Genomic DNA, 20,831 nt, shown 5'->3' with positions numbered 1-20,831 from the left:
ACCCCAACTGACGGTCTGCCAGAGCCGCCCTCATTGCCTGCGGCGGATTGGATACCGCTCGGACTGTGACTGGACGGGAGTACCATTATGCTCTTTGTGGGTTATGGCGAAACCGGGGGCTACCCGATATTTGGAGTCAGTATAGGCTCGCTCACCACCTTTCATCGCTATTTGCTTGTCGGCAGGTCTTGGCGTACTGCTCCGTACGCTTATGCTCATCACAATCACAAAGAGGAAGTATTTGGCGAATGACTATTCGGTTGTCAAGGAACAATCCTGTTTTTGCCACACAAAGGAAAACAGGGTGGAGGATTTCGTCCTCTCACCCTGTCGCCAATGGGAACCTATCAATTTCCCCTCACATTAAAATATTTTTTTGATTTTTTCTTTTAACCTGTCCATGCGTCTGTAAACCGCCTTTTCGGTAATCTTCAGATACCTGGCGATTTCATGAGTGCTGTACCCCTGGATCTTCATCAGAACGATCTGCAGGGTAAGCCTGTCCACTGTGATCAGTATATGATACAATTCCTGATTCTCAATACGATCCAAGAAGTCCTGTACTGTTTTCGGTTCTGCCTGATCGGTGGATGCTGCTACCGTATCCAGATATGTACCTGTTTCCTGCACACGCTCATAATAGCGTCTGTCTGAATTAAATGCCTGACGGTCATAGAGACGAATTGCTTCAATCATATCTTCAGAAACACCGCTGTCTCTTAAAATCTTTTCTTCTTTCTCTTTCCAGAGCTTCCATTTGCGCTCTGCTTTTCCATGGTTATATGCCATTTTCCTTACCTCCAATCTGATTTGTTTGAACATTCAGATTGGAAAGGGCGGAGAACGACAGCCGATACCGGAAGATGGCTTATCCTTTTCCCCGACAAATATCGACAAATAAAAAACCGCAAAGGCTGTTAAACCTTTACGGCAATAAGAAAAATAAGAACTATATTGTAGAAATATAGCTTCTATATTTGGGGCGTGAGAGTGCCACCAATAGCAGAAGATTTTTTTGAGAGACTATCCTCATTCCTGTATGAAATTATGTAGGTAATTGCTGCTTTGGATAAGCAGCAGGGCGGCTGAAGCAGACCAGCACATAAAAAATCCCTCCAAACCCAAAACGGGTTCAGAGGGAAGATGTGTAATCAGGCATGATGAAGCCGCCCACCGAAACACCGTTTTTTTATTCGGTGGGCTTATCCTTTATCGCTTTTGACAGGGCAGAAATCTCGCTTTCCTGATTTCTAAAGGCAGCCTTTTTCAACCGTTCAAAGCTTTCATTACTGATTACATGTTCCATCCGGCAGGCGTCAGCCTCCGCAGTTCTGGGGTCAACGCCTGCTGCGATAAGCTGCTTGGTAAAGAAGCAATGGCGCTCATAGATTTTTTCGGCAACCTCCCGGCCCACATCGGTCAAATGGAGAAGGTGATCTTCATCCATTATGAGAAAGCCGCCGTCTTTCAGGGTGTTGACCGCCACACAAACACTCGGTTTTGACACTCCCATGTGCCGGGCAACATCTACGGAGCGCACCATACCCATTTTCTTATGGATAACAAGGATGGTTTCCAGATAGTCCTCCCCGGACGCATGAAGTTTCATAGGTTCTCCTTTATGAGCTAATTTTCCAATTTGAAGATTCTTGTTGAAGTTCGACCATGTGGCGAAATATTCTTCCTTGATCCAATAATTGTTTTGGTGTTCCTTCCTCCGCTACATGTCCATCAGCAAGTACAACTACGTGATCTGCCCCCATTACAGTGCGCATTCGATGCGCAATTATTAAAACAGTCTTTTCTTTAAGTAGGGCAGAGAGCGCAGTTTGAAGGCTGGTTTCATTTTCTACGTCCAAGGATGCCGTCGCTTCATCCAGTAAGACAACGGGGGCATTTTTTAATAAAGCGCGGGCGATGGAGATACGCTGACGTTCTCCACCAGACAGAGTTGAGCCGTTTTCACCCACAACTGTCTGGTAGCCTTCTGGCAATTGCTGAACAAACTCATCACACTGAGCAGCTCTGGCAGCAGCTAAAATTTCCTCATTGGTGGCATCCTTGCGCCCCAAACGGATATTTCCCATAATGGTATCGTTGAATAGTACCACATCTTGGAATACAATGGCATAGTCTTTAAGCAGTGTTTCTGGGTCGATTTTTGAAATGTCTGTACCGCCGATAGTGATAGAGCCTTTTTGAATGTCCCAAAAACGGGCAGCCAGTTTCGCTGTTGTACTTTTTCCACCGCCAGAAGGCCCTACCAATGCAGTCACTTCCCCTTGCTTAGCAGTGAATGTTACATCGGTCAATACATCTTCGCCATCTTGGTAGCTGAATCCCACATGAGAAAAAGAAATGTCATACCCCTTAGTGGAATATTGAGTGGTGCCAGTTTGTTCTGGCTCTTTTTCGATAGCTTTCATCCGCTGAAGCTGGAGCATAGCATTGAATATTTCACTAAGCTGCATCATCACACCACTGAGTGGGTCATAAATACGAGAAGCTGTTACCAGAAACATAAGAAATAGGAACAGGCTTAAATGTCCTTGACTGAGCAGTAATGTTCCTACTAATACTGTAACAGGGAAACCAAAGCGTAAAATCATTTGGGCTGATGTGATCATTAAGCCGCTAGTCATCTCATAACGTATTGAGGTATGGACAATTTTTTCCAGTTTTTGATCCAGACCGGCCAGATATTCTTCCTCTTGATTGTTTGCCTGTAAATCGCGGATGCTTTCTAAAAATTCTTGAATACTATCTGCCGCATCCAGCTTAGATTGCATTTTTTTGAGATCCATTCGGTTCTGAAGCCGCTTACTCCCAATGAGAACTATAATAGCCAGAATAAAGGGAGAAAGGATGGCCAGAGCCATGCGCCAGTCTATAAAAAACAAACATAGACAAACAATTAAACAACTAATTGCCGTACCAAAAATCTGCGGGATAGTATAGGCAAAGACCCTTTCCAAATCGCTGCAGTCACTCATCATGGTTGTTGTCAAATCAGAAAGATCTCGTTTGCCAAAAAAAGACAACGGCAACGTCCTCAGTTTTTCTGCAAGACCGATTCGGCGTTGAGCGCTTTCGGCATAGGCTGCGATGTACGTACAACGATATTGGACATAGTGTGTTAAGAAAATAATTATAAGTAATCCTATACACAGAACAGAGTATAATTTCAGTGAAGGCCCATCAGCCTCAATACCTAACAAGGGTTGAAGCAGTTGCATAACAAGCATAAGCAGTAATCCCATAGGAAACATTAGACTAAGAGAAGAAAAAATTGAAGCAATAATACCTTTTTTCATATCTTTTGCACCCTGTTCTGTCAGGGCAAAGAGATTACGAAGCATGATATTCCCCCTTTCCGATATTCCATGCTATTGAGGTCTGATAATCTTTCCACATAGTTGCGTAAATCCCACCCTGAGCCATCAGAGCATTATGGGTTCCTCTTTCAACTACAGTTCCTTTATTTAGCACTAAAATCTCATCGGCATTTTGAATGGTAGGCAGTCTGTGCGCAATCATCAACACAGTTTTCCCACGAGTCAAATGTTCAAAAGCCAGTTGGATTTTATATTCATTTTCCGGATCTGCGAAGGCAGTAGCCTCGTCCAGTAAAATGATAGGGGCATCTTTAAGAATAGCCCGCGCCAGCGCGAGACGCTGTTGTTCACCGCCAGAAAGATAAATCCCCTTTGTTCCCAAAATGGTATCTACTCCTTGTGGGAATTTTTCTATAATATCATCACATTGGGCATTGTGAAGTGCGTTCAACACCTGTTCCTTTGTTGCATCTGGACGAGCTGCACGCATATTTTCCAAAATGCTAACTTTCAAAAGTTTAGTATCTTGGAACACAAATGCGATACGGTTCATCAAATCCTTTTTTGTGATTTCTGTAACAGGAACACCACCGATACTAACAATACCTTCCTGTGGATCCCAAAATCGAGGAATCAATGTTGCTGCGGTAGTTTTTCCGCTCCCAGACGCTCCAACCAGAGCTACTGTTTTTCCTTCCTGTACATGTAAATTTAAATGTGAAAGTGCCGGGAATTTATTACCAGGATATGTGAATGTCACATCCTTAAACTCCACATCGTTGCGGTCTGGAATCTGTGCCAAAGTTGTTTCAACCACCGGAATCTCATCTAACAACATATCAATTCGCCGAACTGCTTCTTGTGCCATCATTCGATGTGTACCGGAAAAAAGTATCTTATTCAAAATAGCAGCACTTCCAGATGCGAACATCATATAAAAGACAAGATCCAGTAAAAAACTTTTGTAATTATCCGGTCTAATTAACAGAATCCCTGCTGGAATTAGTACGGCAAAAGAGGCATTGATAATAACATTGAAAGCTACCATTGGTCCTTGGCAGGAAAGGGCATATTCGGTTACATTGTTCTTATAGTGCATGATAGCAGCGTAAAAACTTTTAAAAGAATAGATTGTTTGTTGAAACACTTTAACAACAGGAATACCCCTAACATATTCTACAGCTTCGTTGTTCATTTGCTCCGAAGCATCCTGATACTGGCGCATATAGGACATAGACTTTTCGTTGGTCATCAGCATCTGTACAGTAAAACCAACAACTAACAGCAAAATACAAAGACCTCCTAGTCGCCAATCGAAAAACAAAAGCATCACCAACATAGTCACTGCTGTTACAACAGAACCTGTCATATCAGGAAGTTGGTGAGCCAGAAAATTCTCTGTTTGAGATGTATTTTCGTTTATAATTTTCCTGAGTTTTCCACTACTGTTCTGTGAAAAAAATCCTAATGGAAGGGTTGCCAAGTGATGCAGAATCAGAGATTGCATATTTTTAGCTGTATGAAAGGCTCCCAAATGTGAAAAAAGAAGCGCCAATGCATAGAATATAAACCCACTTACTGCTAAAGCAAGTGCCATCCATCCATAATTTGATATGGCTTGTACATTCACTTTACTTAAATCTGGTAACACGGCAAATACATCTCGCAAAACCATCCAGAAACATAAAAATGGACAAAGCATAAGTATTGAACTTATTCCAGATAAAATACAAGCTATGACTGTAAGATAGCGGTAGCGACCTCCAAATTCTAACAGTCTTGCAATTCCTGATTTATTCTTTTGGGACATCAGATTACCTCCTACTTATTTATTGTGGTTCGTTTTAACTAACCCGATAATACTGTCAGCGTTTGGAAAGTTCAATCCTTTTTGTTCAACTCTGGAATATAGCCAAACACATTTGTACGATTGCAAAAAAAGAACTGCCGTATGCGCTACGACAGCCCAATAAAATTTTATTCATTGTTTTAGATACTGTTTCTAAACTCATTTGGAGTTAAACCGGTTTTTCGATGAAAAGCAACAGAAAAACTGCTTGGGTGTTCATATCCAACTGAAAATGCTATCTCACTAATCTTTTTTTTCCGATCAGCCAATAATTCTTTTGCCCGTTCGATTCGACAGGACAAAATAAAATCATAGATTGTCATTCCACACATTTTGCGAAAAAGAAATGTCAATTTCGATTTGCTCATATAACACATTTGCGCTAATCTTTGTAAGTCAATTTGAGCGGAATAATTTTGTCTCAGATAATGCTTCAAGTTTTGAATAACTTCCTGATCGCTTGCAGAAATACTCTGAACGGCTGGAATGGATAAAGATAAGATATTCCATTCCAAAAGAGCGGCTATGAGATCCAAGATTTTCGATTCGTATCTCAAAGATGCAGTTCCAGCTTTTGGCACATAAGAAGCCATTTGATGAAGCAATAGTTCAACCTCAGGAATTGAAAATGTGCCATCTAATAAACAAGCAGCACTTAACACCTGAGATGTATCTTGTTCCAATAATCGGGGTAACTGCTGTTCCCAAAATTCCGGCATTAATCCCAGTCCAATACTCCTCACAGGTGTTCCCTTAGGAACGGTATGCGAAAAAATTCCTTCATCTAAATAATAACCCACGAGATTTTCAGGATTACAACATGTCTTTGTAAATACAGGCTCTATACTCCCCGGTGAACTAACAGCAATCGTAAGCGCAGCTGGATGATGGTAGCGAAAAGACATGTCCTGATGAAAAATAATATCATAAATAGTCAATGAACATGTAGAATTGATAGGGTATGTCCATAAATATCCTTCTCCAATTTCTGAATCTGGCACAAAAGTAAAACCAATACCATTTTTAACTTCCTGCCCTTTACATGCAGGTCTTAACCCTAATTGCGGTAAATGCCCTAAACAAAGTTGTTCAAATCTAGCATCCACAACATATCACCTTCCTTTTTTTGAAATCGACCAAATCGCTTTTGAAATCAGCCAAACCAATGTTTTTCCTATTGTTTTCAAGGCAAGACGCTGTATAATTTATGCGGAGCGGTTAGCTATATCTAACTCATGGTAACACAAAAAAACTTATATTGCAATGGAGGAGACATGATGCAAAACAAAAAAGAGAAACTCAACGGAAAAGACTTTATTAACATTGGGATTTTTACAGCAATTTACATGGTAATTGTTATCGTGATTGCTTGTACTGTAGGATTAATCCCTATTGGCTTTATACTGTTGCCAATTATTCTCCCAATAATCGGCGGTATTCCTATGATGCTGTATTTTACAAAAGTAAAAAAGGCTGGTATGCTTCTGATTTTTGAAATTCTATTTGGTCTTGTAATGATCCTAACAGGCATGGGGTATGACCTTTTAATTTGGGGTGTTGTTGTTGGCATTATTTGCGAACTACTATTTAAAGCTACCAAATATTCAAGTAGAAAGATGGCCGTTATCTGCTATGGTATTTTATCCACCTGTATCTGCGGGAACTACATCCACTGGATTTCTGCCAGCGAAGATTGGCTTTCTCAAACAGCTGTCACCTATGGAGATACTTATGTAAATACAGTACATGGTGCATTGACTACTGGATGGGTTTTCCCAGTAATGGTGATCGGCGGTTTTATTGCTGGCATTATCGGTGGTCTGATTGGAAAATCAGTAATGAAAAAGCATTTTGAAAAAAGTGGTTTAGTGTAAACGGTGACATTATGATAAGTGATATTTACGATACGACAGCAAAAGCAAAGCAACTCTATTTAGACCCACGAACAAAAATTTTTTTGTGCCTTACAGTATCATCTATCATGTTGGTGCCTTCAGATTCACCGATTATTGAAACAATGCATCTACTCTTTGCAATATTACCGTTGATTTTTTTGGTAGTATTAAAAAAATATAAAATGGCGGTCTATTACTTGGGGATGTATTTGTTTTCAGCATTAGTGCCAAAACTATTGATTCCATACTTGCCTAATATCATTAATGTTCTGTTTACAGGAATGATTGCGCTCTTTACACAAATTTTACCTGGAATGATGATGGCATATTTCCTAATTGTAAGCACAACTGTAAGCGAGTTTGTTGCCGCTATGGATCGGATGCATGTAACAAAAAAAATATCCATGCCCTTTTCTGTATTGTTTCGTTTTTTTCCAACTATTATCGAAGAATATGGACATGTGAAAGATGCTATGGTGATGCGTGAAGTGGGTTCCATAAGAAACCCTATGAAAATGCTTGAATACCGTATGGTACCTTTTTTAACAAGCATCGTCTCTATAGGAAATGATCTAGCAGCTTCAGCGCTCACAAGAGGATTGAACTCACCAGTTAAAAGAACGAATGTCTGCCCCATTGGCTTTACTTGGAGAGATGGAATTGCTTTCTTTGCCACTATATGCTGCATTATTGTTTTTATAATTTACAAATAGGAGTTGGTGCTTTTAATGATAAAATTGGAACAGGTAGACTTTGTATATAACCATGCGAAGTCCGACGCCGGAGTACATAATATTAATCTACAGATTCCTAGGGGGCAGGTAGTACTACTTTGTGGTAGCTCTGGATGTGGAAAAACAACATTGTCGCGAATGATTAACGGCTTAATTCCCAATTTTTATGAGGGAGAACTTTCTGGTGATATTACCGTTTGCGGATTTAATACAAAGAAAAGTGAGCTTTACGAACTAACCCCTTTTGTTGGCTCCGTTTTTCAAAATCCCAAATCGCAGTTTTACACTGTGCAAACGGATTCAGAAATTGTTTTTGCTTGCGAAAATATTGGAATGGAAAAGGAAAACATATATCAGCGTTTTGAAGAAATTGTAGATAAACTAAAACTAACTCCTTTACTTGGAAAAAGTTTATTTGCTCTATCTGGAGGACAAAAACAAAAGATTGCTTGTGCTTCTGTGGCAACACTCTTTCCTCAAATTCTGGTCATGGATGAGCCATCTTCCAACTTGGATATCGAAGCAATCTATGAGTTGGCTGGAGTCATAAAACAGTGGAAAGAAGCTGGATGTACAATCGTCATAGCTGAACATAGGCTCTATTGGCTTATGGATATTGTTGATCGTGTAGTTTATGTTAAAAATGGTTTCATTGAACAGGATATTTCTATTCAGGAATTTTTAACAATTCCTGACGATATTCTGGCTAAAATGGGATTAAGATCACGGACAGTATCTTTTGATAAATTATATTCCAATACAGTCAAAAAGGAAGAAGTTATCTATTTCAAAGATTTTTCTTTTGCCTACGAAAGAGAGAAAAATCTTGATATTCCATCTTTATCAATCCCGTGCGGAAGTGTCGTGGCGGTGATAGGAAAAAATGGAGCAGGTAAGTCAACTTTTGGCAGATGTATGTGTGGCTTGGAAAAGAAAACAAGCGGTACAATGACATTTAATGGATGTGTTCTAAACTGGAAAGAACGTATCAAAACTTGTTACCTCGTAATGCAAGATGTTAATCATCAGCTTTTTACTGAAAGTGTATTAGATGAGCTTCTTTTATCTATGGAAAAAAGTAATGAGGAGGAAAAATCAAAAAAAGAAAAAGTTGATCAAATTCTAACTTCACTAAATTTGGAGCAATATCAAGATGTTCATCCCATGTCGCTTTCTGGTGGGCAAAAACAAAGAGTGTCTGTTGCATGTGCACTAGCATCAGATAAGCAAATTTTAGTATATGATGAACCAACTAGCGGATTAGACTATACAAGGATGATAGATGTTGCCGAGGCAATAAAAAATATGAAAGCAAAGGGGAAAACCCAGTTTATAATAACACACGACCCGGAACTCATCGAACAGTGCTGTGATTATCTTGTATTTATGGAAGAAGGCAGAATTATTGAAACAGGATGGTTACAAGGTTTGCTAATTGATAAAATAAAAAATTTTTTTATGGTATAAATACGACTGAATGATGCCAATGACTCGATTCGATAAAGCAGAATACTATAAGCTGGTAATAGTCAGTTATTTTGTTGGTTATAAAGTCGCTTATAACCGTTTAAAAAACAGTACAGGGCAGATTTCGCCAATGGATATATATACCTTTTATGCGGAAGTTCAAGAGATTACACCAAGCATGATATCTGTTGAGAAGCTTTCTTTAAACGAACGCGATATTGTCCGATACGATGTATAGGCAGAAACAAGTGTTGTTCTCGGCAATGAAGTGAGTAATCTATCCGATTTGGAACAAGGCGATGTAGTAGCAATTATACTTGTAACTGGTGCAGGAGATATAACCGATATTAAGATACAGCTTTTCCAATAACAACTATTTATACGAGTCAGACAACATAAATGGGCAACGATTTTGCAAAGTCAAGGTGGTTGCTTGTATGATTTTTTTGATGATATTTATTAGAATATAAACGCTCTAAATATTAGAAGAATTTCAGATTAACCATCAAATTTCTATTAGATGGTTAAAATCAACAGGTGAAAAAATGCGAGGGATTTTGTTTCCAAACAAAATCCCTTTAATTTATGAAATAGAACATTGAGAATCTGAGATTTCATCTCTATATATAAGATATAAAATCTCTTATTACAGGAAATTTCACATCGTTTCATAAGAACTATGACCTCTGTACAATATAAAAGTAACATTATATTGCTGCAAGGTGGTGAGCTTATGGACGAAAGAAACAACGATTTTGACTTTGATTTTATGCCCATTGGACAGGCGATCAAAAAAGCCCGTGAAGCCAGAGGAATGACAAGGGAGCAGCTTGCCGGGATCATTGGATATGCTCCACGACACATTCAGTCCATTGAGAACGAGGGACAACATCCCAGTATTGAGCTGTTTATTCAACTGATTACCATGTTCGATGTGTCTGTTGATGAATACATATTTCCTGAAAAAGAAGTGAAGAAAAGTTCCGTCCGCAGACGTTTAGACGCACAGCTCGACAAACTCAATGATAGAGAACTGTCCGTTATAGAAGCAACTGTGAACGGGCTATGTATGGCAAAAGAGCCAGAGGAATAAAATCCTCTGGTTTTCTTTTGCTGATTTTTAATAGGCTGGAACACCATATCCATAGATGGAGCTGCTTCCAACCGTATATTGTCTCTGTTTTACCGCATCACCGGAATTTCCTTCTACGGTGTAGACAACTCCGTTTTCGCATTTCTCTACAATACCTACATGGTCGGTTGAACCATCGCCTTCCCAATCGAAGAAAATAATATCTCCCGCCGTAGGCTCATAGTTTCTGTCCTGCCATTGGTTCCGTTCTTTAAACCAGTTTGCGCCGCTGACGCATCCTGCAAATTTCGGGATAAATCCACCTTCGATATAGCCACACTGTTCTGCACACCATGAAACAAAGCAGGCGCACCATTCTTCACGACTGCTGAAACCATACCATGACCAGTAGGGCTGTCCGCCCTCATTGCCAAGCTGCGTCAGGGCAACTTCCACGATTGCCTGATTACCACCGCCGGTAAATACCCGTCCGAAGGGATAATAGCGCAGTACATGAGAAACATATTGGGTATCCCCGTAGCTGTCCCATCCCAATCGCTCTGCTTGTATCGTAGAAAACTCAACCGCATTGGCATAAGTGTAGCCGCCGTAATTGGTCTGCGCCCATGAAATATAGCCATTTCCAAAGTTATATCCCTGCAGGGCCAGTTTGATCCGATCCATGTCAACGGGATTTTCCACTTGTGCGGCATTCAGACAGGCAGCTAAATTCTGGATACCGACATTGATGGAATATTCCGGGTCTGTAATGCCATTCGGTGTATTTGGGTACTGTGTGTTATACCCACATTCCGATGCCTGCATGGGGTCATTTCCCCGTCCTCCAGACTCCTGCATCATGACCGCCTTGATAAGCTCTACATATTCAGGAATCCCATGCTGCTTTGCATATTTCTGGATCAGCGGTTCATAGGCTTCTACCTCGGCACTGACCGGAGTATAAGAAGTGCTTTCACTGCCTCCGCCAAACAGAGAGATCGCACAACCAAGCAATACCACGATCAGAATAATCACTACTGCGATCCAGCCGCCTGCAACAATCGCTGCTATCAATGCTTTTGTTCCTGCAATGATTGCTTTGACAGCCGCTATGGTGGCTTTGACGGTTGTTTTAGCAGCCACCGCAGATGCCTTTGCGGATGCTCTTGCCGCCTGCGCTGCTTTCTGTGCGGTTTTCGCTGAAGCCTTTGCCGCAGCCTGTGCTGTTTTGGTGGCCTGCTGAGTGGTCTTTATGGCCGCTTTAGAAGTCACCTGTGCTGTTTTTACGCTTCTTTCGGTTGTTTTTACAGAGCCTTTTGCCGCTGTCTTGACGGTTTTTCCTGCACTTCTGGCAGACTGCTTAATCGTTCTTTTGGTATCTGTTGCTGTTTTTATGGTCTGGACAGAAGCATCTGAAACAGGAGAACGACCTGCAGTTCCACGATGGATCTGCAAGCCGTTCTGTCCAGACACATTCCTTGCTGACCTTTGCTCAGCAGCTTTGGCGGCCCGCTTCTGCTTAAAATCAGCCATTTTGTCCTTTACCTTAACGATATTGTCTTTGGTAGTCTTAGCGCTTTTTTGCCCTTGCTTATTGAACTGATGGATACCCTCATCTTTTACCCGGTCAGAAGCATAGGAGATCTTATCCGCAGCATATTCCGTAGCAGAACCTTCGTTGGCGTAATATCCTTCTTCCGCTTTCTCCTTTGTCTTTGCATAGGCAGCTTTCATACGCTCTGAAGCAACGGCGGCTTTATCTATGGTCTTAATCGTACCTTTGACTGCATCCCTGGTTTTAATATCTGCCATAGAAGCCCTCCTTTCTTAGAAGCTGTACCTTACTTATGCAGTCCTTTTTGCCACCACAACAAGCCTGCCATTTGTAGCCGAATACTCACAGGTAGAAAGGGTAATCAGCCTGTCGCCATAGTCTGCGGTAACACCCGTATCGTATAGGGCAAGCTCTTTACACGTTTTGATATAGGCATTAAATTCTTCCTCATTCTCCGCATTTACAAAATCATAATAGCGATAGCCGCTGGAGCTGTAAGCGACTGTCTTAAATACAGCAACGATCTCATACTCTGCCTGTTCTGTCAGGGTATCAAACTGAATGGTTTTGTGTTCCTCATAAAAACTCTTGGATTTATAATCCTCCAAAGCTCCAAACATGCGGTTGCCACTGATGTGATGCCCGTAAATGATCAGATTATCACTGGTAAGCAGATCACAGTTTTCCTGAATATACGGAGTACCTAAATCACTGTACTGCTTCTCAAAATTGTGTTTAAGATAGTAATTCGGTTCATCCTTTGTCTGCATAACAGGGTAGTTAATGGTTGTGCCGGAAATGGAAATCCAGCCCACCATATCTTCATTCTGCAAATACAGCTCCTTGTATTTGGACAGAACATCTTGGCCTTCGCTGACGGGAACATCATCAGGAACCGGTTCTTCATCGGGAGCCTGTGCCACCACTTCTGCAATCTCATCAAATACTTCGGTCTGCTCGTCCAACTGTGCGTAATGATCATAGATGTGATAAACAGAAAATGCCGCCGTACCTAAAAGGCACACAGCGGCAATCAGACAGATCATAGATTGATATTTTTTCATGGGTTTCTCCTTTCTTAGCGTGATAATTCGTTTTGTTTTCTGGGTGCGGGAAGATCCCTGCAATATTCGGGATACCTGACCTTGATGCCCTCCATGAAGTAGGGGGCAAACTCACAGCAGAACAGATCTTCCGGTGTAAAAGACTGGGGGCTGTTCATGTCGGTGTACCCATTCCAGAGATTAAAGGCGAGGCGGCAGACCTTAACGGTTCCACTGGTCTGCCATCCACCGTGCATCCCATCCGGCTCGATACAATCATTCTTAAAGTCAAACATCTGGTTGATATTTGCCCTTGTTTCCGAAGCAATCCCCATGACATAGAAAAATGCCCGGTGATAGCTGTCGTTGACTCTGCACTTATTCATGTTTTCCAGAAAGAAATCTCTATGCTCTGCGGAGCGAAATTGAATATTAGACATTTGAAAATACCTCCTTTATCCGTTTTTTCGCAATCTTAAAATATGCCTCATTGATCTCTGCACCTAAATAATCCCTGTCGTTTGCCAAGGCAGCCAAAGCAGTGCTTCCAGTCCCCATAAAACCGTCAAAGACCAGTTCCTTTCTGGTACTGGAAATCTGGATTAGCCACGACAAAAACTCCACATTTTTTACGGTTGGATGGTAAATGCCATGTTTCTTCTGCCATGTGGCATTGTAGGTTGCCTTGGGATATTCCTCTCCAAACCAACAGGCAGGGAACCTCGTCTTGTATTTCTTACTCGGTTCTCTGCCTTTATGGAACTGTGTGCCTTCTTTTTTACGGTTCTCCAGTAATTGTGTCTGCTGAAACAATCGCCGTCCTTTCTGACAGAAAATGATCCATTCTGAATTATTGGCATAGCTGCCTTTCAGATCACCGATGCCGCCCAGTGTCCCTTTCTCCACCACCAGACAGTTTTTTACCGTAAATCCTGCTTTTCGCAGACAGTCGTAATGAAAAGAATAGCAGTCAAACCGGGTAAAAAAATAAGCGTGGGAATTGTCCCGCAAAATGCGGTAACTTTCCCACGCAAAGCGTTCATAATCAATCCCGTGATCCCCATCCAATATTTCATGGGGCTGTCTGGCAAAATGGTTCTGGTATGCGATGCCATAGGGCGGATCGGTCAGGATCAGTGACACAAAGTTATCCGGGATATGCGCCATCAGCTCCATACAATCCATACAGTAAATTTGATTGCGCAGATCTAAACACTCTGTCTCCTCTCTCACTTTCCTTATACCTCTCCAAACTTGGTCGTCATCAGTTTATACAGTTCGGTGTTATGCGGGAATTTATTGACAAATGGCACAAGGGAACTGCCTACCTTCAAAAGTCCCTGTCCTGCACCGACATTGGTGATATAGCCCATCTGAAGGTCAGAGATGTTCAAAAGCTTGGCAAGCTCAATCCTGTCCGTAGACGCCTGATTGAGCATGATGATAAATTCAGAGTTGGCAAGCATTGTCCTTGCGGTATGGCTCTGCAAAAGGTCGTCTACATTCTGTGTGATACCGGTACAGTACGCACCATATTTACGCACACGCTTCCAAAGGGTAAAGAGGAAGTTTGCCGAGTATTCATGCTGGAACAGGAGATAGATTTCATCAATGAAAATGAACGTGTTCCTGCCCTTGGCTCTGTTCTGCGTAATGCGGTTTAAGATACTGTCAAGGACAACCAGCATACCAATCGGCTGTAACTGTTTGCCCAGATCCAGAATGTCATAACAGATCAGACGGCTGTGGGTATCCACATTGGTGTTCTTGGCAAAGGTGTTCAGGCTGCCATCGGTAAACAGCTCAATGGCAAGGGCGATTTCCTGCGCCTCCGGCTCATTCTGTTTGAGCAGTTCTTCACGGAAGTCCTGCAAAGTGGGCGGGACACCCTGATAATTACCCTGCTGATAGTGGCGGTAAACACTGGCCGTACAACGGTCAATAATGGATTTCTGTTTTGCTCCCAAACTTGTACCGCCAATGAGCTGTTCACAGAGAGACAAAATAAACTCCGATTTCAGAATGACCGGGTTTGCGCCGTCACCGTAATCGGAGTTCATATCCATTGCATTGATGTGGTTTTCACTGGTCGCAGAAATGTGGATGACTTCGCCCTGCATGGCCTTGACCAGCGGGGAATATTCCCGTTCAGGATCGATAATAATGACATCCGCATTGGGATCTGTGAGGATGATATTGGTCATTTCTTCTTTTGCCGTAAAGGATTTACCGGCACCAGACACACCGAGAATAAAGGAGTTGCCATTGAGCAGATGGCGGCGGTTGGCAATAATCATGTTCTTGCTGATCACATTCTGCCCGTAATATATACCGTCCTTGTGGTAAATCTCCTGTACCCGGAACGGAATAAATACGGCAAGGCTTTCCGTGGTCAGCGTGCGCAGGGCATCGATCTTACGCACACCAAACGGCAGCGCCGTGTTCAGTCCGTCCATCTGCTGATATTTCAGCACCGCAAACTGACACAAATGCTTTCTGGCTGTGGTCAGCAGGGCTTCCGTATCGCTGTCCAGCTGTTCTTTGGTTTCTGCGGTATGCACCAGTGTCAGCACCGCAAACATCATTCGCTGGTCACGGGTTGTCAGGTCGTCCAGAAATTCCTTGCTTTCCTTGCGCTGCTGCTCAAGGTCATAAGGGACAACTGCCGAGAAGTTATTGTTCTGATTCTGTTTTCTCTGCCAGTTCGTGATATTGGTTTCGACACCGAGCAGCCTGTTTTCCACTTCCCGCACCGCTTCATCTGTGGGAACCGGGACAACATCAATGGACAGCATCATGTTGCGGTTCAGCTCACAAAGCTCCGCTACCATGCTGTCTTTGATATAGGCAGCGTATTCTCTCAGGAAGATCACACGCCCGTATCGATCTCCCATACGGAAGCAGTCCTTTTCAAACTCAAAGGTGTCCGGGCAGATAAAGTCTTTGAAATCATGGCCTTTGCGCATACTCTGTACCATATCGAAGGTAAAAGCGGTTTCTTCGCCGGTACGGTAGAAGTCGTGGAAGATACGGAGTTTTTCTTCCGCTTCCAGTTCCACGCATCGTGCGCCCAGGCGGGAAAAATGAGTGACAAGGTCGGCACCCACACGGGCAAAATAGTTCCGTGCTTCTTCGATATTCTTTTTGCACACAGAAATAGTCACATATTTGTCCTGCACGATAGAGTTTGCTCCGGTTGCCTTATCCAGCAGCATCTTGTTGTACTCCTTACGGTACTTATCCAGACCGTCCTCCGCCATAGGGATCAGGATGGTCTGCTCAAAATCCACCCGGTTCAGACGGCGGTTATTGATGGTGAGCTTTGTGGTAGCGCCGCTGTCAAAAGCATTGAGCAGTTCAGAGTATTCCAGAAACATGGCTTCCTTGTCCTCACGGCTGGCCACGGCATAATTGATGTCCTCAAATTTAAAGGTCTTTGCGTATTTATTCCTGCCCACAAGGAAAATGCCATCTTCCCAGATGGTATAAATGGGAATGACATTCTGTACCGACTTTGGCACCACAAATTTTTCCTTATCCTGCTTGAACAGGGTTCTCAGTGTTTTAATCATGCTGCGCCTCCTTTATTCTTTTTCGTTTTCTTCTTATCCTGTTTTTTCTCCTTTCGCTCTTTTCGTCTCTGTTTCTTGGGAACGACAGGAAGTCCTTTTTCTCTTGCTTCGATGTTGGACTTCATGGCTTCGTAATAAAGATTGTCTGGCCGGAACATCAGTTTCTTTGGCATCAGAAATTCGGATTTAAACCATGCCCAGACAAACTGTTCTGCGGTCATGCCGTTATATTTGATAAAGCCCATGGCCGCAAAGGGGAAGGCCCCTAAAATACATACCCAGCTAAGGGTTTCCATGCCAAAGTATGGACGGAGAAGGAAATACAAGCCTACCGCAACACCGCAGGCAAGGACAGAAAAAATGAACTGCCTTAATGACAGTCCAAAAAACATGCTTTCCGTATAGTTACGGATTTCTTTATTGATCTTTACTTCCAAATGGATACCTCCTTTATAAGCCCATCATTTCCCGTACAACACGGTCAGCCATTTTGACCGCACCGACTAAGACGAGCATATTGAATACCAGTTCCCCGATGTAGCTCCATACCATAGATACCGCTGCCGCATCCGGGTTGACTGCCGGTGGAGCCGCTGCAAACAGGGAAAAGATGATGCAGGCAAGCACTATGATCGCACCTTCCAGGCAGACAGCGGCATAGCTTTTGATAAAGCTCTTGCCAACACTCTGACTCGGTTCCCCTGCAAAAGTGGAAAGAGGGATAGGCGCAATCGCCGTATAGAGATACAGTTTAAAAAATCTGCCATAGACAGACATAATCATAATGAACGACAGTATCGTAATAAACAGACCGCCGATCAATGTGACTGCCCAGAGGGGGATGCTCTCAAAAAAGCCACAGTCCTCAACGGCTGTGACGATTTCCTGCGGCAGTACCGTTTGTGTGGCAGAGCCAAATCCAGCGGCATTCATAATCGTGGAAACCACACCCTGAACGATGTTAAAGAGAGCCATCATCAGCTCTAAGCCATAGGTGACGACTCCTTTTGCAAGGGCGAAACGGATAAACAGCTTCAAAGCATGTTCCGGCTTTTTGACTTCTGCAAAATTGCCGCAGGTACGCATGACACCAACGACAAAGAACAGCACCAGCAGGGCAAGCCCGATTGCCTGCAGTGCGCCGTGGATATTCAGGATAACAGACCATATCGTACCGCCTTTGAACTGCTCCGGTGACTGGGTAATAAGCTGCCATATCTCGGCTAACTTTTCATTCCATGTGTTCAGGGCATTTTCAAGATTCTGTACGACCCAGTTATCAGACACATAAACCACCTCCTGTTTTCTCTGCATAACTGCTGATTTCAACATCACTTACAACCTCGTTGCCCCACACATCCCAACCATCTGTTTTTTGGCGGGCAAACAATTCCAATCGCGGCAGGTCGCCCATCAGCGCAACGATTTTCTCTCGGACTTCATCCGGTTTCTGACTATGCTCACGCAAAGGGCTGATAATAAACTGATGGATACGGTTTGATTGTCTGCGAGGTTTTCCTTTTGTGGCGAGCAGGCAGATTTCCGCATTTCCTCTTGTCCAAAATCCAAGACCGAAGAACCATCCTTTTCCACTTTTGTTCTGTTTTAGCCAAACAAATGCAACTGTTTTATATTGAAAGCCCCATGCTTTGATTACCTTTAAGGCTTCGGGTAATTGAGGAAATGTCGCCCATAAAAACAGGACACAATGTTGATCGGCTACTTCTGCCACTTTCAGCTTACAGATTTCTTCGATGCTCATGGTGCGGTAATGATGTTCTGCTGCTCCAGAAAGATTTTTTTGGTTGTAGTGCCACGGTGGATCGGCGTAAATGATGCCATATTTTTTTATATTCTCGATAGATTCAACCACCTTTCTTGTCATAAAACAGACAGTGGGAGCATTTCTGCCGCAGCAGATCTGCTCCCACTGCCTTGTTTCGCCCGTTATCTTAGCCTGTAATCAGGGTAAGGATCTCCTTTGCAAAGGTAATGACTACGCCGCCCGCAAGCGTCAGAAATCCATTCGCTCTCTGGGACGGATCATGGGATTTCAGGGAAAGACCGATCTGCACGATACCAAAGCCGAGCATGATCATACCCACAGCCCTTACCAGTCCGAAAATGAAGTCAGAGAGGTTGTTGACTACGGTAATGGGATCGTTGGCGGCAAATGCCGTCGTGGTAAAACAGGTCATACAAAGCACAGCCCCTGCATACGCCACCAAGGCTCTTTTGGTCTTTCTGCTCATCGGCAGTTTCACGGTTTCTTTCTTCTTAGTATCCTTCTTGCTAAAAAATTTCATAGATAAATCCTCCTTTAGATGTTAAACATTTCTTCCAAATCCTCATCGGACAGAAGTTCATAGGTTGTGTTGACAGATGCAATGCTTACGGCATTCTCTGGAATTTCACTGTCAAACACGAGCGTAGCGACAGCCTGTGTCGGCTCTCCGTGGATATACGGCGGCTGGCCGCCATCCACTGTCAGCTTCACATTCGGGTGCTTCAGGATGTCGTACTTCAGATCCATAACCGGACGTTCCCCACGGATAAACAGCAGTGCATAGCGGTTGTCCAGCATACGCACCTCATCCGGTGTCATCAGTTCACGTCCTGAAATCTGATAGTTGGTCGAATAGTTTCCGCTGCGCCCGGAGCTTTTTCCATAGGTGTTCGTATCAATGGTTTCCTTTCCTAAAAGCTCGGACACATATTTGTGGGTACTCTGTTCGTTGCCACCCAGATACAGAAATTCATCGCAGTTGCCCACAATGCTTTCCCACTGCTTTTCAAAGAGTGCTTTCAGCTGCGCCAGATTCTGGAGAATGATGCTGACGGATACGCCACGGGAGCGCATCACAGAAAGAATCTTGTCAAAATCATCCGGCAGACTCACGTTGGCAAACTCGTCCATGATGAAATGGCAGTGGACAGGCAGGCTGCCTCCGTACTTGTGGTCGGCAAGATAAAAGAGCTGCTGGAAAAGCTGCGTATAAAGGATACTGACAAGAAAGTTAAAACTCGTATCGTTGTCTGGTATCAGAGCGAACAAAGCAACTTTCTTTTCGCCTAAAGAGGGCAGATCAAGCTCATCCGTAGCTGTCAAACCGGCAAGGCTCTCCAGATTGAATTTTTCAAGCCTTGCGGCAAGGGTGATCTGGATGCTCTTTAAGGTCTTAGCCGAACCGGAGTGATAATCCCTGTAATACTTCAGGGCGATATGCTCCGGGTTATCCAATTCCAACCGGTCAAACAGTTCATCCAGAGGACTGACATAGCTATCATCATCCTCCCGAACTTCACCAGCCCGTAAAAGCTCCATGACCATTGGGAAGTTCTGTTCATCAGGCGGCGCTTCGTATTTCAGATAAAACACCAGTGCCAGAAGCAGCATACTGGCCGCTGTATCCCAGAAGGGATCTTGCGACTGTGCGCCTTTGGGCGTGGTTGCCTTAAAAAGATTGGTCACCAGCCTTTGCACATCGTTGTCATTCCTAAGATAAACAAAGGGATTGTAACAATGGCTTCGGTGCATATTGATCAGATCAAGGACTCGCACTTCATAGCCTTTCTTTTCAAGCAGACCGCCAATGTCACGGACAATTTCTCCTTTCGGATCGAGGATCACGAAAGAGGTATTGCACTGCATGGCATTGGGCTTACAGAAAAACCTTGTTTTTCCTGCGCCGGAACCGCCGCATACTAAAATGTTCAGATTTCTGCGGTGTTTTCTGCCATCCAGACCAATACGGACATTCTGCGTCAGCAGCTTATTTGCGGACGGATCTTTATCCCGGTACTTTTTATTCAAAGTCCCGGTGTTGCCCCATTTTGCCGAGCCATGCTCCTCCCGCCTGCGGTAGTTCCTGCGGGTAGAGAAATAAATGCCGATCCCCATTGCATAAGCGAGCAAAAAAAGAAGGACAGTTTTTAAGCTGTCCTCACACATCCTGATTGCAAAAGGGTGGCGCATCGCCACGGGTAATCCGTTGACGATCTCTACCATGCCTCCACTGACATAGGGCGCTGTCAGCAGGGCAAACCATACGACAGGAACAATCCCGCAGACAGAAAGGATAATGCTCGTTTTCTGGTCGTTATCGTTCCTCATGACACTTACAGGGAAGCACCCTGACTTTCTTTGTCGGGGCATTGGCTACCTTGTCGATCAGCTCATCCACAGGCTCGGTGGGGCGTTCCTCCTGTATCTGCCGTGTCCGCAAGGTATTTAAGGCATTGATCACGATATTCCTGTCGTACCTATCCAGTGCGATATGGTATCGTTCTTCTTTCATAGGCTCTACCT

At 43.4% G+C, this 20,831-nt stretch carries 21 protein-coding genes; 5 read left to right on the top strand and 16 right to left on the bottom strand.

Going from position 1 to position 20,831, the window contains the following annotated elements; genetic code table 11:
* Positions 1-363: 363 nt before the first annotated feature.
* The 5 genes from OCV88_RS04765 to OCV88_RS04745 all read right to left on the bottom strand — a co-directional run bounded on the left by OCV88_RS04765 (position 364) and on the right by OCV88_RS04745 (position 6,290).
* Positions 364-789 (bottom strand): ECF-type sigma factor, encoded by a 426-nt coding sequence (locus OCV88_RS04765; protein WP_008816771.1) that lies wholly within the window; start codon positions 787-789, stop codon positions 364-366.
* A gap of 400 nt (positions 790-1,189) precedes the next feature.
* Complete coding sequence (locus OCV88_RS04760) at positions 1,190-1,609, bottom strand: metal-dependent transcriptional regulator (RefSeq protein WP_008816784.1); 420 nt, start codon at positions 1,607-1,609, stop codon at positions 1,190-1,192.
* A 10-nt stretch (positions 1,610-1,619) separates the two neighbouring features.
* Positions 1,620-3,359 (bottom strand): ABC transporter ATP-binding protein, encoded by a 1,740-nt coding sequence (locus OCV88_RS04755; RefSeq protein WP_008816785.1) that lies wholly within the window; start codon positions 3,357-3,359, stop codon positions 1,620-1,622.
* The gene (locus OCV88_RS04750; RefSeq protein ID WP_008816786.1) at positions 3,349-5,145 is read right to left on the bottom strand and encodes an ABC transporter ATP-binding protein; all 1,797 of its coding nucleotides are present in this window, start codon (positions 5,143-5,145) and stop codon (positions 3,349-3,351) included. The genes OCV88_RS04755 and OCV88_RS04750 overlap by 11 nt, the downstream gene beginning before the upstream one ends.
* Positions 5,146-5,324: 179 nt before the next feature.
* The gene (locus OCV88_RS04745; protein ID WP_008816787.1) at positions 5,325-6,290 is read right to left on the bottom strand and encodes a helix-turn-helix domain-containing protein; all 966 of its coding nucleotides are present in this window, start codon (positions 6,288-6,290) and stop codon (positions 5,325-5,327) included.
* Between the two features lie 168 nt (positions 6,291-6,458).
* On the opposite strand from OCV88_RS04745, the gene OCV88_RS04740 reads away from it, so the two are divergent.
* The 5 genes from OCV88_RS04740 to OCV88_RS04720 all read left to right on the top strand — a co-directional run bounded on the left by OCV88_RS04740 (position 6,459) and on the right by OCV88_RS04720 (position 10,373).
* The gene (locus tag OCV88_RS04740) at positions 6,459-7,058 is read left to right on the top strand and encodes an MptD family putative ECF transporter S component (protein WP_262359013.1); all 600 of its coding nucleotides are present in this window, start codon (positions 6,459-6,461) and stop codon (positions 7,056-7,058) included.
* Between the two features lie 11 nt (positions 7,059-7,069).
* On the top strand, positions 7,070-7,792 hold the full coding sequence (locus OCV88_RS04735) for an energy-coupling factor transporter transmembrane component T (protein ID WP_008816789.1): 723 nt from the start codon (positions 7,070-7,072) through the stop codon (positions 7,790-7,792).
* A gap of 15 nt (positions 7,793-7,807) precedes the next feature.
* Positions 7,808-9,280 (top strand): ABC transporter ATP-binding protein, encoded by a 1,473-nt coding sequence (locus OCV88_RS04730; protein ID WP_158424446.1) that lies wholly within the window; start codon positions 7,808-7,810, stop codon positions 9,278-9,280.
* A 19-nt stretch (positions 9,281-9,299) separates the two neighbouring features.
* Positions 9,300-9,518 carry a hypothetical protein gene (locus tag OCV88_RS04725; protein ID WP_158424445.1) on the top strand — a complete coding sequence of 73 codons (219 nt, stop codon included), beginning with the start codon at positions 9,300-9,302 and terminating at the stop codon, positions 9,516-9,518.
* Between the two features lie 495 nt (positions 9,519-10,013).
* Positions 10,014-10,373, top strand: coding sequence for a helix-turn-helix transcriptional regulator (locus tag OCV88_RS04720; protein WP_004607553.1), 360 nt, complete (start codon positions 10,014-10,016; stop codon positions 10,371-10,373).
* A gap of 27 nt (positions 10,374-10,400) precedes the next feature.
* Here the strand turns inward: OCV88_RS04720 and OCV88_RS04715 are convergent, their stop codons facing one another.
* The 11 genes from OCV88_RS04715 to OCV88_RS04665 all read right to left on the bottom strand — a co-directional run bounded on the left by OCV88_RS04715 (position 10,401) and on the right by OCV88_RS04665 (position 20,820).
* A complete protein-coding gene (locus tag OCV88_RS04715; RefSeq protein ID WP_008816793.1) occupies positions 10,401-12,164 on the bottom strand; it encodes a lysozyme family protein in 1,764 nt (587 codons plus the stop codon).
* Positions 12,165-12,197: 33 nt separating this feature from the next.
* Positions 12,198-12,971, bottom strand: coding sequence for a class B sortase (gene srtB, locus OCV88_RS04710; protein WP_008816794.1), 774 nt, complete (start codon positions 12,969-12,971; stop codon positions 12,198-12,200).
* 14 nt (positions 12,972-12,985) lie between these two features.
* The gene (locus OCV88_RS04705) at positions 12,986-13,390 is read right to left on the bottom strand and encodes a DUF6075 family protein (RefSeq protein WP_008816795.1); all 405 of its coding nucleotides are present in this window, start codon (positions 13,388-13,390) and stop codon (positions 12,986-12,988) included.
* A complete protein-coding gene (locus OCV88_RS04700; protein WP_008816796.1) occupies positions 13,383-14,183 on the bottom strand; it encodes a DNA-methyltransferase in 801 nt (266 codons plus the stop codon). Before OCV88_RS04700 ends, OCV88_RS04705 begins: the two co-directional genes overlap by 8 nt.
* A 5-nt stretch (positions 14,184-14,188) precedes the next feature.
* The gene (locus OCV88_RS04695) at positions 14,189-16,522 is read right to left on the bottom strand and encodes a VirB4-like conjugal transfer ATPase, CD1110 family (RefSeq protein ID WP_008816797.1); all 2,334 of its coding nucleotides are present in this window, start codon (positions 16,520-16,522) and stop codon (positions 14,189-14,191) included.
* Positions 16,519-16,959, bottom strand: a complete 441-nt coding sequence (locus OCV88_RS04690) for a PrgI family protein (protein ID WP_008816798.1) — start codon at positions 16,957-16,959, stop codon at positions 16,519-16,521. The genes OCV88_RS04695 and OCV88_RS04690 overlap by 4 nt, the downstream gene beginning before the upstream one ends.
* A gap of 13 nt (positions 16,960-16,972) precedes the next feature.
* Positions 16,973-17,809, bottom strand: coding sequence for a VirB6/TrbL-like conjugal transfer protein, CD1112 family (locus OCV88_RS04685; RefSeq protein ID WP_044947526.1), 837 nt, complete (start codon positions 17,807-17,809; stop codon positions 16,973-16,975).
* Positions 17,802-18,374 (bottom strand): MT-A70 family methyltransferase, encoded by a 573-nt coding sequence (locus OCV88_RS04680; RefSeq protein WP_044947645.1) that lies wholly within the window; start codon positions 18,372-18,374, stop codon positions 17,802-17,804. Before OCV88_RS04680 ends, OCV88_RS04685 begins: the two co-directional genes overlap by 8 nt.
* A 100-nt stretch (positions 18,375-18,474) precedes the next feature.
* A complete protein-coding gene (locus tag OCV88_RS04675; protein ID WP_008816800.1) occupies positions 18,475-18,828 on the bottom strand; it encodes a glutamyl-tRNA amidotransferase subunit A in 354 nt (117 codons plus the stop codon).
* 14 nt (positions 18,829-18,842) lie between these two features.
* Positions 18,843-20,636 carry a VirD4-like conjugal transfer protein, CD1115 family gene (locus OCV88_RS04670; protein ID WP_044947529.1) on the bottom strand — a complete coding sequence of 598 codons (1,794 nt, stop codon included), beginning with the start codon at positions 20,634-20,636 and terminating at the stop codon, positions 18,843-18,845.
* On the bottom strand, positions 20,623-20,820 hold the full coding sequence (locus OCV88_RS04665) for a hypothetical protein (protein WP_008727088.1): 198 nt from the start codon (positions 20,818-20,820) through the stop codon (positions 20,623-20,625). Before OCV88_RS04665 ends, OCV88_RS04670 begins: the two co-directional genes overlap by 14 nt.
* Between the last annotated feature and the right edge of the window lie 11 nt (positions 20,821-20,831).

Source organism: Brotonthovivens ammoniilytica, assembly GCF_025566885.1.
In the GTDB taxonomy this organism is placed as follows: domain Bacteria; phylum Bacillota; class Clostridia; order Lachnospirales; family Lachnospiraceae; genus Brotonthovivens; species Brotonthovivens ammoniilytica.
This window is presented reverse-complemented; position numbering and strand designations above follow the sequence as displayed.

Bases quoted from the DNA above. Each gene is read 5' to 3' on its own strand.
- OCV88_RS04765 (WP_008816771.1), bottom strand. From the start codon at position 789: ATGGCATATAACCATGGAAAAGCAGAGCGCAAATGGAAGCTCTGGAAA.
- OCV88_RS04760 (WP_008816784.1), bottom strand. From the start codon at position 1,609: ATGAAACTTCATGCGTCCGGGGAGGACTATCTGGAAACCATCCTTGTT.
- OCV88_RS04755 (WP_008816785.1), bottom strand. From the start codon at position 3,359: ATGCTTCGTAATCTCTTTGCCCTGACAGAACAGGGTGCAAAAGATATG.
- OCV88_RS04750 (WP_008816786.1), bottom strand. From the start codon at position 5,145: ATGTCCCAAAAGAATAAATCAGGAATTGCAAGACTGTTAGAATTTGGA.
- OCV88_RS04740 (WP_262359013.1), top strand. From the start codon at position 6,459: ATGATGCAAAACAAAAAAGAGAAACTCAACGGAAAAGACTTTATTAAC.
- OCV88_RS04735 (WP_008816789.1), top strand. From the start codon at position 7,070: ATGATAAGTGATATTTACGATACGACAGCAAAAGCAAAGCAACTCTAT.
- OCV88_RS04730 (WP_158424446.1), top strand. From the start codon at position 7,808: ATGATAAAATTGGAACAGGTAGACTTTGTATATAACCATGCGAAGTCC.
- OCV88_RS04725 (WP_158424445.1), top strand. From the start codon at position 9,300: ATGACTCGATTCGATAAAGCAGAATACTATAAGCTGGTAATAGTCAGT.
- OCV88_RS04720 (WP_004607553.1), top strand. From the start codon at position 10,014: ATGGACGAAAGAAACAACGATTTTGACTTTGATTTTATGCCCATTGGA.
- OCV88_RS04715 (WP_008816793.1), bottom strand. From the start codon at position 12,164: ATGGCAGATATTAAAACCAGGGATGCAGTCAAAGGTACGATTAAGACC.
- srtB (WP_008816794.1), bottom strand. From the start codon at position 12,971: ATGAAAAAATATCAATCTATGATCTGTCTGATTGCCGCTGTGTGCCTT.
- OCV88_RS04705 (WP_008816795.1), bottom strand. From the start codon at position 13,390: ATGTCTAATATTCAATTTCGCTCCGCAGAGCATAGAGATTTCTTTCTG.
- OCV88_RS04695 (WP_008816797.1), bottom strand. From the start codon at position 16,522: ATGATTAAAACACTGAGAACCCTGTTCAAGCAGGATAAGGAAAAATTT.
- OCV88_RS04675 (WP_008816800.1), bottom strand. From the start codon at position 18,828: ATGAAATTTTTTAGCAAGAAGGATACTAAGAAGAAAGAAACCGTGAAA.
- OCV88_RS04670 (WP_044947529.1), bottom strand. From the start codon at position 20,636: ATGAGGAACGATAACGACCAGAAAACGAGCATTATCCTTTCTGTCTGC.
- OCV88_RS04665 (WP_008727088.1), bottom strand. From the start codon at position 20,820: ATGAAAGAAGAACGATACCATATCGCACTGGATAGGTACGACAGGAAT.